We start from the raw sequence: 12,061 nt of genomic DNA, 5'->3' as shown, positions 1-12,061 counted from the left end.
GTCCTCACTCACCTGCGCCACAACTTTCGCGTTCGGACGGCGATCCCCGCGACGGCGGCGCCGAGACCGATGCCGAAGGCCACGTCGCTGGGATAGTGCACTCCCAGCAGTATCCGCGAAAGTGCCATCGGAGGAACGAGCAACACGGGTAACGGCGACCCGGTGGCCCCAATGGCTCTGCCCATCAGGAGGGCCGCGGCCGTGGTGGAGGTGGCGTGCGCCGACGGGAAGCTCAGCTGGCTGGGTGTGCCGACGTTCACCGCGACGGCCGGGTGATGCGGCCGTTTGCGCCGTACCACCCGCTTGACCAGCACGGCAGCCGCATGCGCGGTGAACGCGCCGGCGCCGGCCAGCAGCCACTCCTCGCGGCGGCGCGGCATCAGCAGCGCGCCGAGCAGCGACACGGCGACCCAACCGATGCTGTGCTCGCCGAAGTGGGACATCGCGCGTGCCGTGGTCAGCAGGCCCGGGCGGTCGGCCAGCGCCGACTGGACGGCAACCATCGCGGCAACCTCACCGCGCGGCGGCTCGGGTTCAGGCATGCCCGGGCTTGCCGTCCGTCTTGCCGTCCGCTGAGAGCTGCCCCGCGGGCAACAACGCCGTCTCCCACTTTTGCTTGCTGGACAGCACGGGCAGCGCGTCCCGGTACACCCGGCGCATCTCGTCGAAGCGGCTCGCGAGTTGACGTTGCCGGCGCAGCGACTGCAGCAGCAGCGTGAACATCTTGCGCCGGTCGCGCTGGCGGTAGACCACGCCGCAGCCGTCGGCGGTGGTGACGGTGACGCCGTCGACCGTGCACAACCGGAACCAGCGCGCGTCCTGGGTCGGCACGTTGAACTCGGGGCGCTCGTGAGCTTCCGGGTCGGCGCGCTTCAGGTTGTGCAGGATGCCGCGGGCCAGCCGGTAGCTGATGGACACCGGGTTCACCGGCGGCTTCATCGCCTTGCACATGCGCGCCGGCGCCGGCAGTTCGCTCGCCGCCGGTAGCACGACGGCGTCCGGGTATTCCTTGCGCAGCCGGTGCACCTCGGGCAGGGCCGACTCCAGAATCGAAAAGATGTGTTCGGGTCCGGCGAGGAAGTCGTCGATCGCCCTGTTCTGGATTGCCACGGTTGAATATTCAAGGCAGGCAAGGTGTTTCAGTGTTGCCTTCAGGTGACTGCGGACCAGACCGCTGACGTCGCCATCCCAGTGCATGGCCGCGACCACCAGCCGGTTGCGCAGGTGGTAGTAGGCCTGCCAGTCGATCGCGTCGTCTTTGTCGCTCCAGGCCATGTGCCAGATCGCGGCGCCGGGCAGCGTGACCGTCGGGTAGCCGTGCTCGCCGGCCCGCAGACCGTATTCGGCGTCGTCCCACTTGATGAACAGCGGCAGCGGCTGCCCCATCTCCTCGGCGACCTGGCGCGGGATCATGCACGTCCACCAGCCGTTGAAGTCGACGTCGATGCGCCGGTGTAGCAGCGCGCTTCGTTCGTTCTTGTCGTTCAACGGGAATTCGGCGAAGTCGTGGTCGTATTCGGCGTGCGGCGCTGCGGTCCACATGAAGTTCGACTGGTCGACGACCTCGCCCATGATGTGCAGGTGCGACGGCTCCTGCAGGTTGAGCATCTGGCCGCCGACCAGCATCGGCGTCTTGGCGAACCGGTTCATCGCCAGCACCCGCAGAATCGTGTCCGGCTCGATGCGGATGTCGTCGTCCATGAACAGAATCTGTTGGCAGTCGGTGTTTTTCAGCGCCTCGTACATCACCCGGCTGTAACCACCGGAACCGCCGAGGTTGGGCTGGTCGTGGATGGAGAGTCGACTGCCGAGACCGGCGGCCGCCGCCGGGAAGTCCGGGTGGTCGCGCACCTTGCGGGTACCCTGATCGGGAACGATCACCGCACCAATGACCTTGTCCACCAAGGGATCTGCGGTGAGATCGGCGAGCGCGTTGACACAGTCGCCGGGGCGGTTGAACGTCGGGATCCCCACCGCGATGTTGGCCGTACCCGGAGCGGGTTCGGTCGCATACCAACCTCCGCTGACCAGGCTGACCGCGGTGTCGGTGGTGATGTCGAACCAGATCCAGCCGCCGTCCTCGAACGACCTGAGGGGCACCTCGATTTCGACGACGGTCGGCTGATCGTCGGTGCCGACAAACGGGCGGCCCTCCACAGAGATTCGCACCCCGGTGGCCTTGGTCCGGTACAGGTCGACGCGGCCCGTTCCAGTCAGCTCGACCCGCAGCACCACCGACTTACAGATCGACCAACGCCGCCAGTAGCTGGCCGGAAAGGCATTGAAATACGTGGCGAACGAGACCTCGGATTCCTTGCCGATCTCCAGCGAGGTGCGGCTCGTCGCATGCGCACGTCGGGCGTTGGTGGTGGACTCTTCCAAATACAGCTTGCGCACGTCGAGCGGTTCCCCCGGACGCGGCAAGATGATTCGGGACAGCAGGCTTACGGCGGTCATCGCTGCCGCTCCTCCCCTACATTCGTGTCGCTGCGCGCCATATCGTCGCCGGCACGACTCATGCGTGCGCGCCTTCCTCTTCTTTTTGCGTTTCGATCAGCTCCGCGCCGTCGCGCAGGTGCGGCGCCAGGACGTTGTCGTACATGTTCAGTGCACTGGCGATGGCCATGTGCATATCCAGGTATTGATAGGTACCCAGCCGTCCCCCGAAAAGCACCTTGGACGACGCGGTTTCGGACTTCGCCTTGGCCCGATACGCGGCCAGCAGCTCGCGGTCGGCCTCGGTGTTGATCGGATAGTAGGGCTCGTCGTCGTCCTCGGCGAATCGCGAGTACTCCCGCATGATCACCGTCTTGTCGGTCGGGTAGTCCCGCTCGAGGTGAAAGTGGCGGAACTCGTGGATGCGGGTGTAGGGCACGTCGAGATCGTTGTAGTTCATGACCGGCGTGCCCTGGAAATCCCCGATCGGCAACACTTCCACTTCGAAATCCAAAGTGCGCCAACCGAGCCGGCCCTCGGTGTAGTCGAAGTAGCGGTCCAGTGGGCCGGTGTAAACGACTGGCGCGTCGGGACTTTCGGCGCGCAGCTGCTCGCGGACGTCGAACCAGTCGGTGTTCAGCCGGACCTCGATGCGGTCGTCGGCGGCCATGTTCTTCAGCCATGCGGTGTAACCGTCGACCGGCAAGCCCTCGTAGGTGTCGCTGAAGTATCGGTTGTCGAAGGTGTAGCGCACCGGCAGCCGGTTGATCACGGCGGCCGGCAGCTCGGCGGGATCGGTTTGCCACTGCTTGGCGGTGTAGCCCTTGACGAACGCCTCATACAGGGGTCGGCCGATCAGTGAGATGGCCTTCTCCTCGAGGTTCTTCGCGTCCGCGGTGTCGATTTCGGCGGCTTGTTCGGCGATCAGCCGTCGGGCCTCGTCGGGGGTGAAGTACTTGCCGAAGAACTGCGACACCAGGCCCAGGCCCATCGGGAACTGGTATGCCTGCCCGTTGTGCATCGCGAAGACCCGATGCTGGTAGTCGGTGAACTCGGTGAACTGGCGCACGTAGTCCCACACCTTCTTGTTCGAGGTGTGGAACAGGTGGGCGCCGTACTTGTGGACCTCGATTCCGGTCTGCGGCTCGGGCTCGGAGTAGGCGTTGCCGCCGATATGGGGGCGTCGGTCGACGATGAGCACGCGCTTGTCCAGCTGGCTAGCCACGCGCTCGGCGACCGTCAGACCGAAGAATCCGGACCCGACGACGAGAAGGTCAAAACGAGCGGTCATCGGTTGCCTACGTTATCCGACCGGGCGGAAATAACCCCATTTGACGACGTGACGGGGCCGTGATTCCGGCCGGGCTCCGGCCGGGTGGGGTTGCCGCGCCGTGTGTTGCGGTCCGACTACCGATTGCCTCACGATTCGATATCGCCACACCAGTCACACCAATCCCACTCGTACCATCGACTCCGTGGGGCTCATATCTGCAGATATGGCCCGACACACCAGATAGCCCAAATTGAGGAGACTTCCGTGCCGAACCGACGCCGACGCAAGCTCTCGACAGCCATGAGCGCGGTCGCCGCCCTGGCAGTCGCGAGTCCATGCGCTTATTTCCTGGTCTACGAATCGACCGAAAGCAACAAACCGCCGCAGCACCACGAGTTCAAGCAGGCGGCCGTCATCACCGACCTGCCCGGCGAGCTCATGGGAGCGCTGACGCAAGGACTGTCGCAGTTTGGCATCAACCTGCCGCCAGTTCCCGCGTTGAGCGGGACCAGCGGCGCCAGCACCGGGTTGACGAGTCCGGGCCTGGGCAGCCCGGGCCTGGGCAGCCCGAGCCTGGGCACCCCCGGACTGGGTACCACGGGTCTTACCGGTACCGGGCTCACCAGCCCGAGCCTGGCGAGCCCCGGTCCGACGACTCCCGGTCTGGGCGCTACCACCGGCCTGACGCCGGCGGCCACCGGCGCCACTGGCGGGCTGACCACGCCCGGCACCGCGCTGACGCCCACGCTGCCGACCACCCCGGGTGCGGCGGCTGCAACCCCGAACCCCGCGCTCACCAGCCCGGCCGGGGTCGCACCCGGTACGGGTGCGGGCATGGGCAGTCCGATCGCGGCGCCCAGTGAGGTGCCGATCGCGGACCCCGGCGTCGACGGCACCTACCCGATCCTGGGTGACCCGTCGGGGTTGGGCGGTGCCGGACTGTCACCGGCCCCGGCCGCCAGCAGCAGCGGCGGCGGCGGACTCATCAACGACCTGATGCAAACCGCCAACCAGTTGGGCGCTAGCCAGGCCATCGACCTGCTCAAGGGCCTGATCATGCCGGCAATCATGCAGGCGCAGCACGGTGGTGCCGCCGCGGCCGCGCCGGGTGCTGCCCTGCCGACCGGTGGTCTGCCGGGTGCGGCCGGCCTGCCGGCTGCCGCCGGCGCGCCGGGCGCCGCTGGCCTGCCGGCCGCGGCCTTGCCGGCCGGTGCGGCCCACGGCGCAGTGCCCGCCGGGGCACTGCCGACCGGCGCCGCGCCCGCTGCCGCCCTGCCTACCGGCGGCCTGCCGGCCGCGGGAGCACCGGCCGCAGTTGGGGCGGCCGCCGCTCCGGCCGCGGCGGCTCCGGCTGCAGCGGCTCCGGCGGCTCCGGCTGCTGCTGCTCCGGCCGCGCCGCTGGCGCCCCCCATGTAACAAACCTTCACTACCTGTCCCCTGACGGCACCGCAGAGTCACATCTCTGCGGTGCCGTCGAACGTCCGTCCGCGGAGTTCTGGGACCATATACCGTGTCGCCTCACAAATAACATTAGACACACAAGTAACATCGGCTGGTGGTGTCCGGTAGGCGTACGCCGACGATGTTGCTCACCGCTATCGCGGCGACGGTCGTCATCGTGTCGTGGATTGCGGACCCGACCCGCGAAACCGGCCCCGCCGCCGCTCCCGAGACCCGACTGGCCGAGCACCCGCTCACCGGGCTCGGCGCGGGCATCACCGTTCGCGAAGTTTCCCAGGATCTACCGTTCTCGCTGGTCGCGCTCACCGGCGACCTGGCAGGCACCTCCACGCGCGTGCGGGCCAAGCGCGCGGACGGCTCGTGGGGGCCCTGGTACCAAACGGATTTCGAAACCGGCCGGGCCGATGCCGTAGGGCCGGTGGGACCGCGCAGCACCGAACCGGTGTTCGTCGGCACCACCACCTCGGTGCAGATCGCGGTCACCCGCCCGATGGACGCGCAGGCGGCCCCGGCGCCGGCCGAGCCAAGACCGGTCCTGGGCTACAAACCGGCCACCAAGGAACAGCCGTTCGGGCAGAACATCTCCGCCGTGCTCATCTCTCCGCCGCAGGCACCGGCCAAGACGACGTGGACACCCCCGGCCGGCGTGCTCATGCCGGGTCAGGCGCCCGCCATCATCAGCCGAGCGGATTGGGGCGCCGACGAATCGCTGCGCTGCGGTACCCCGAAGTACGACGACGGGGTTCGCGCCGCGGTGATCCACCACACCGCGGGCAGCAATGACTACTCGCCGCTGGAATCGGCCGGCATCGTCAAGGCCATCTACACCTACCACGCCAAGACGCTGGGCTGGTGCGACATCGCGTACAACGCGTTGGTCGACAAATACGGCCAGGTGTTCGAGGGCAGCGCCGGAGGACTCACCAAGGCGGTCGAGGCCTTCCACACCGGCGGGTTCAACCGCAACACCTGGGGTGTGGCCATGATCGGCAACTTCGACGACGTGCCGCCGACACCGCTTCAGCTACGAACCGTGGGCCGGCTGCTCGGCTGGCGTCTGGGTATGGACAACGTCGACCCCAAAGGCACGGTGGCACTGGAATCGGCGGGCAGTCACTACACCACCTTTCCGGCCGGTGCCGTCGCGACGCTGCCGACCATCTTCACCCACCGCGACGTCGGCAACACCGATTGCCCGGGCAATGCGGCGTATGCGTCGATGGACGAGATCCGGGACGTCGCCTCACATTTCAACGATCCGCCCGAGGAGCTGATCAAGGCGCTGCAAGGCGGCGCGATCTACCAGCACTGGCAGGAGATCGGCGGCGTGAACAGCGTCTTGGGCTCGCCGACGTCCCCGGAGGATGACGCGGAGGGCGGGGCCCGCTATGCCACGTTCGTCCGGGGGGCGATGTATTGGTCGCCAGCCACCGGACCCCAACCCGTCACCGGCGCGATCTACAACGCCTGGGCCTCGCTGGACTACGAACGCGGCGTGCTCGGCTTGCCCACCAGCGCGGAGATCCAAGAGCCGCTGCAGATCACGCAGAACTTCGCGCACGGAACGTTGAACTTCGACCGGCTGACCGGCACCATCACCGAGGTCGTCGACGGGATCACGACACCGGTTTCGGGGCCGGTCTCGGGGCCGACCGCGAGCGCACCCGAGTTGCCGGCCGAGCATTTCTCGCCGCCGACTCGCCCGGCCATCTAGTCTGCGACATGTGCCCGAGTCGCCCTATCTGAGCATCGATCTCGATCGGGTGCGCGACGATTTCCACACCCTGCACACGGCGCTGCCCGGGGCGCGGATCCGCTACGCAGTCAAGGCGAATCCGGCCGAACCCATCCTGCGCCTGCTCGCGGCAGCAGGCGCGGAATTCGACGTCGCCTCGCCCGGTGAGATCGACGCATGCACCTCCGCGGCGATCGAGGGCCGCCTGTTGACGTTCGGCAACACCATCAAAAAACCGGCAGACATATCCCGAGCGTTCTCGCGGGGGGTGCGCAGGTTCGCGTTCGACACCAAGGACGGTGCGGCAGCGATCGCCGAGTCCGCCCCCGGGTCAAGCGTGGAATGCCGCATCGCGCCGCCGTTTCCGTCATCGGTGACGCCGTTCGGCCACAAGTTCGGGTGCGCTCCGGCTGAGGCCGTCGGCCTGCTCGAGCACGCCAGGGCGCTGGGACTTCGACCGGAGGGCGTGTGCTTCCACGTCGGGTCCCAACAGCTCGACCCGTCCGCGTGGGAGCTCGGAATACGCTGCGCCGAGCCGATTTTCGCCGCATGCGGCGACCTGACCACCCTCAACGTCGGCGGCGGGTTCCCGCTCGCGTATGCGACCGGTGCGCCGGAGCTGGCGCGGATAACCGAGTCCATCGCGGCCGCGCTGCAGCGCCACTTGGGCTCACATCCCCCACAACTCGTGGTGGAACCCGGACGGGCGATCGTGGGGTCGGCGGGCACCATTCACTGCGCGGTGGTAGCGGCGCGCACCGGCACCGACGGCCGACGCTGGGTGTACCTCGACATCGGTCGCTACGGCGGGCTCGCCGAAACCGAGAACGAGTACATCCGGTACCGGTTGCGGACCGACCGCGACGGCGACCCCGTCGACGACGCCGTGCTCGCCGGGCCGACGTGCGACGGCGACGACGTGCTCTACCAACGCTATCCGCTCCCGGTCACGCTGCGGGCCGGCGATCGGGTCGAAATCGCTGACGCCGGCGCCTACACCGCGAGCTATGCTTCGGCGTCGTTCAATGGATTCGCGCCGTTGCCAACGTATTTCGCCGGGCGCCCGCCGACCAGGGACATCGTCGAGTCGTTGGCGCCCGGGCTCACCCGCACGTGGCGGCTCTCCGAAGTCATCTGTGACGCGCGCACCCAATTCCAGCATCTGGTGATCGGGCGCACCGAACAGGGCGTCGCGTTGTTCAGCGATGGTGAACGACAGAGCACCGAGCTCAGCCAGCTCGTCTACCACGAGGCGTTGTTGATTCCTGCGCTGCTGCTGGCGGGCAAGGTCGAACGCGTGCTCGTCATCGGCTCGGGCGAGGGGGTGGTCAGCCAGTTGGCGGTGGCCGCCGGCGCCACGCACGTCGACCACGTCGACATCGACCGCGACGCCGTGCGGATGTGCGCCGAACACCTACCGTACGGGTACACCGTGGACGAATTGCGCAGCGCCGAAAGCGGACTCGGCCCGATCACCGTGCACTACCGAGACGGATGGAGCTTCGCCGCCGAATGCAGCGCACGCTACGATGTCGTCGTCGTCGACCTGCCCGACGAGCGGCCCGAACCCGTGCAGCAGAACCGGTTGTACGACGTCGACTTCCTCAGAACGTGCCGCGATCTCGGCCGCGTCGTGGTGTTCCAGGCCGGGTGTCCGACACTGTGGCGGAACGAATCCCTGCGCTGGTCCTGGCGTCGCTTCCACGAAACCTTCGACGAGGTGGTGTATTTCGGCAGCGATGAACATGAGTGGTCGTTTTTGTCGGGACTAACCGAAACCCTGCAGGGCCCAGCCGATCCCGTGGCGACGATGTCGGCCCGCCTGCCGGCGCTGCGCTATCGGCCGCAAACGATCGACGCCGACTCGCTGCGCGCATGCACGATCCCCCCGAGAACGCTCAGAGAATCGCTACCGCCACAACGATACCCAGCGCGAACTGCGCCGCCGCGACCATGAGCGACTCGTAGCTGAACTCGTCGCGCTGGAACAGCGCGTCCATGTCAATGCCGATGACCAGGGTGGCAAATCTCATCATGACCACCTGCGCGACGATCCCGACGAGACCGAAAATCGCGGAACCCACCAGCCCTTCCACCAGCTTGCCCGACGATGCGTAGATCGCCAGCACCACGATGAGGGCCATGCTGACCATCCCCGCGGCGGCGACGACGATGGCGTTGGGCTTTCCCGCGTCGACCATTCTGCGCAGCGGCCCCGGTGTGGTGAGGTCGATGGCATAAAAGCCGATCACCATCAGGATCAACCCGACGATCGCATACAAGACGATCGCACCGACTCCACGGCCGAGCACGTTCCAGTAACCCGCATCCCAATAGCCCGACAGCGCGATATTCGTTGTCGTCATCGATGATCAACTCCGTTCGGTTTCAGGGGGAACCGTCTTTTATAGGAATCCTGTGCGGCACGAAAGCCGCGCCGTCGTCGGTCACCAGTCCGGCGGTCTCGCGGATGCCCAGCCCCGCCGACGAATCACCGACGACCCACGCGCCCAGGGCGGGCCGCATGTCGTCGAATTGAGGCAGCGGGTCCAGCAGTTGGTAGACGAACCCTTCCTCGCCATAGACTCCGCCGGTCGCGGTGTCCATGCCCGCACCGACGACGGTGATGTTGGCCCCCTCGCGGCCCAGCTTGGGCTTGCGGACGTATTCGGTCAGCTCGTGCGGGTCGTCCAGGTAGGCGGGCAGCAGGTTCGGGTGGCCCGGATACATCTCCCACAGCACGGCCAGGATTGCCTTGTTGGACAGCAACGTTTTCCACAGCGGTTCGATCCACATCGTCTGCGGCAGGCTCGACACCACATTTCGGCCGAACTCGTCCTCAAGCACCCACTCCCACGGGTGCAGCTTGAAGATCGTGTCGATCTGGTCCTCTTCCAAATCGACGAACCGCTGCAATGCGCTGTCCCAACCGACGTCCTCGATCATCAACCCGACGGTCGTGAACCCCGCTTCCGCCGCGGTCTCCTGCAGGTAGGTCGTTGTGATCTGGTCCTCACCGGTCGTCTCCACCCCGGACCAGGTGAAGTGCAACTCGTTGCTGGGCAACAGATCACGGACGACCTTCCAGCGGTCCACCAGCTGCTCGTGCAGTGAATTCCACTGGTCCCATTTGTCGCTGTCGGGAAATTTGTCCTTGAGCCAGTACCACTGCAGGATCGCCGCCTCGAGCAGCGTGGTGGGCGTGTCGGCGTTGTACTCCAACAGCACCGCGGGCCGGCGCCCGTCGTAGCGCAGGTCGAAGCGGCCGTAGACATGTGGGTCCGACCGACGCCACGATTCGGCGATCGGCTGCCAACTCCATTCCGGCAGAGCGAAATCCGCGTACCGCTCCATCAGCACGACCTGCTCGACGGCCTTCAGACACATCGAGTGCAGCAGCTCGACGTCGGCTTCCAGCGCCAGGACCTCGTCCATGTCGAACTCGTAGTACACCGACTCGTCCCAGTACGGCCGGGCCGCGCCCCGCGCATCGCGCGCCGGTGTCCCGTACACCAATCCCTGCGATTCGACGATCGAGCGCCAATTCGGTCGGGGCTGAGTTCTGACGCGCTTCACGAGCCGCCGCCCTTGCCGCCAAGCTTGCCGCCCAGTCCACCGCGCTGAATGGTGGTGCCGGACCGCGTCTTTACCGTCGAACCGCTGGGCGCCACCGTCGAACCGCCGATCGGTCGCTGGCCGATGGACCCCGAACTGCCGTAGTAATACCGGTACGAATGCCCACCCCAGAAGAAGAAGCCGTTGAGGCCCGCGGTGTGGCCGGTGCAGTAACTGTCCGGAACGATCACCGGCTGCCCATTGGTGTCGTCCCGGACGCACTGCGCGGTGACCGTGGGTCCCGAAAACGCCCAATACCCCAGGCCCGCAACCACACCCACCACCCCGATACCGACCCCGGCACCGATCAGCCGGCGATTTCGCTTGCGGCGCTTGGCCTCGGCCGCGAGGCGGGCCTCCTCGAGCTCCTGCTGCTTCTTGGCGAACTTCTCCCGCGCGCGCAACTCGGCGGGCGTCGGCGCCCGCGGCCGCGTCGTGTCCGCGTCCTGGAACTCGACACTGCCGCCGGAGGGGTACTGCGTCGAATCGTCGTCGTCCGACCCGGCTTGGGGTGGCTCGGGTTCGGTTGCGGGCCGCTCGACCGCCTCGGTCTCGTCGCCCTCGTTAGTGTCCTCGGGCTCGCCGCCGGCCGGCGGCCGCCCTTCGTGTGACCCCATCAGCCGGCCTCATCCGGCACGCGGCGGGCGTCAGGCACAAACATGGACACGCGGGCAGTTTCCCACATCGGATCAGCGTACGACGCTAGATACTCCACCAACGTTCCAGCACCCGCGCGACACCGTCCTCGGTGTTGGGGCTGGTGACCTCGTCGGCGGCGGCCACGGCCTCGGGATGCGCGTTGCCCATCGCGACCCCGCGTCCAGCGCGCAGCAGCATCGGGATGTCGTTGGGCATGTCCCCGAAGGCCACTACCTCGTCGTCGTCGATGCCCAGGGGTCGGGCGATCTCCTCGACACCGGTCGCCTTGTTGATGCCCAGCGGCAGGATCTCCACCAGGCCGTTGTTGGTGGAGTAGGTGATGTCGCCCTGCAGCCCGACATGCTTGGCCAGCTCGGCGGCCATATCCGCGCTGCGCGCGCCGGCCTTGCGGATCAGCAGCTTGATCGCCGGCGCGCTGAGCAGGTCCGCGATTGACACCTCGGTGTTGTCCGGGTTGAGCCACGCGTGCTCGTAGCCGGGCGAGCTGATGAACTGCGGGGTCGCGGTGTCGTGGGCGCTGTTGCCGATCCGCTCCACGGCCAGCCCCGCGCCCGGGATCGCCTTGTTCGCGATCTCGGCCAACTCGCCCAGCAGGTCGACGGACAGCGTGCGCGCGGACAGCACCCGATCGGTCGCGGGGTCGTAGATCACCGCGCCGTTGGCGCACGCTGCCATCGGCGCGAAGCCGAGCGCCTCGACGACGGGGCGCACCCAGCGCGGTGGCCGCCCGGTCGCCAGGATGAACTGCGCACCGGCGTCGACGGCGGCACGCACCGCCGCGCGGGTGCGTGGGGTGATGGTTTCGTCGTCGTCGAATAGCGTGCCATCGACATCGCAAGCGATGAGGGCCGGCGCGGTTCCTTGAGCGTCTATTTTTACCG

The 12,061-nt window shown here is 67.3% G+C and carries 9 protein-coding genes and 1 pseudogene; 3 read left to right on the top strand and 7 right to left on the bottom strand.

The features are described 5' to 3' along the window. Window positions 1–8 precede the first annotated feature (8 nt). Genes G6N66_RS26260 through glf form a run of 3 tightly spaced genes read right to left on the bottom strand, consistent with a single transcriptional unit; the run spans window position 9 to window position 3,727 of the window. Window positions 9–542: a phosphatase PAP2 family protein gene (locus G6N66_RS26260; RefSeq protein ID WP_085233799.1), complete on the bottom strand. Its 534-nt coding sequence runs from the start codon at window positions 540–542 to the stop codon at window positions 9–11. Beyond that, entirely contained in the window at window positions 535–2,457 is a 1,923-nt protein-coding gene (locus G6N66_RS26255; RefSeq protein ID WP_085233798.1) for a glycosyltransferase, read from the bottom strand. The genes G6N66_RS26260 and G6N66_RS26255 overlap by 8 nt, the downstream gene beginning before the upstream one ends. 58 nt (window positions 2,458–2,515) lie before the next feature. Continuing rightward, window positions 2,516–3,727 (bottom strand): UDP-galactopyranose mutase, encoded by a 1,212-nt coding sequence (gene glf, locus G6N66_RS26250; protein WP_085233797.1) that lies wholly within the window; start codon window positions 3,725–3,727, stop codon window positions 2,516–2,518. Window positions 3,728–3,973: 246 nt separating this feature from the next. Here glf and G6N66_RS26245 point away from each other — a divergent pair. The 3 genes and pseudogenes from G6N66_RS26245 to G6N66_RS26235 form a co-directional block, all read left to right on the top strand. After that, window positions 3,974–4,864, top strand: a pseudogene (locus G6N66_RS26245) (PirG); the annotation flags it as partial. Between the two features lie 427 nt (window positions 4,865–5,291). Then, window positions 5,292–6,884: an LGFP repeat-containing protein gene (locus G6N66_RS26240; protein ID WP_085233796.1), complete on the top strand. Its 1,593-nt coding sequence runs from the start codon at window positions 5,292–5,294 to the stop codon at window positions 6,882–6,884. Window positions 6,885–6,894: 10 nt separating this feature from the next. Next, complete coding sequence (locus tag G6N66_RS26235) at window positions 6,895–8,862, top strand: spermine/spermidine synthase domain-containing protein (protein ID WP_085233795.1); 1,968 nt, start codon at window positions 6,895–6,897, stop codon at window positions 8,860–8,862. Here G6N66_RS26235 and G6N66_RS26230 read toward each other — a convergent pair. From G6N66_RS26230 to G6N66_RS26215, 4 genes are all read right to left on the bottom strand, one after another. Further along, window positions 8,804–9,271: a DUF350 domain-containing protein gene (locus G6N66_RS26230; protein WP_085233794.1), complete on the bottom strand. Its 468-nt coding sequence runs from the start codon at window positions 9,269–9,271 to the stop codon at window positions 8,804–8,806. The two genes, G6N66_RS26235 and G6N66_RS26230, sit on opposite strands and share 59 nt — an antisense overlap. A gap of 22 nt (window positions 9,272–9,293) precedes the next feature. Further along, on the bottom strand, window positions 9,294–10,481 hold the full coding sequence (locus G6N66_RS26225; protein WP_085233793.1) for a glutathionylspermidine synthase family protein: 1,188 nt from the start codon (window positions 10,479–10,481) through the stop codon (window positions 9,294–9,296). Next, entirely contained in the window at window positions 10,478–11,137 is a 660-nt protein-coding gene (locus G6N66_RS26220) for a hypothetical protein (RefSeq protein ID WP_232079419.1), read from the bottom strand. The genes G6N66_RS26225 and G6N66_RS26220 overlap by 4 nt, the downstream gene beginning before the upstream one ends. Before the next feature lie 85 nt (window positions 11,138–11,222). Continuing rightward, a complete protein-coding gene (locus G6N66_RS26215; protein WP_085233792.1) occupies window positions 11,223–12,053 on the bottom strand; it encodes a Cof-type HAD-IIB family hydrolase in 831 nt (276 codons plus the stop codon). Between the last annotated feature and the right edge of the window lie 8 nt (window positions 12,054–12,061).

The organism is Mycobacterium conspicuum (genome assembly GCF_010730195.1).
Taxonomy (GTDB): domain Bacteria; phylum Actinomycetota; class Actinomycetes; order Mycobacteriales; family Mycobacteriaceae; genus Mycobacterium; species Mycobacterium conspicuum.
This window is presented reverse-complemented; position numbering and strand designations above follow the sequence as displayed.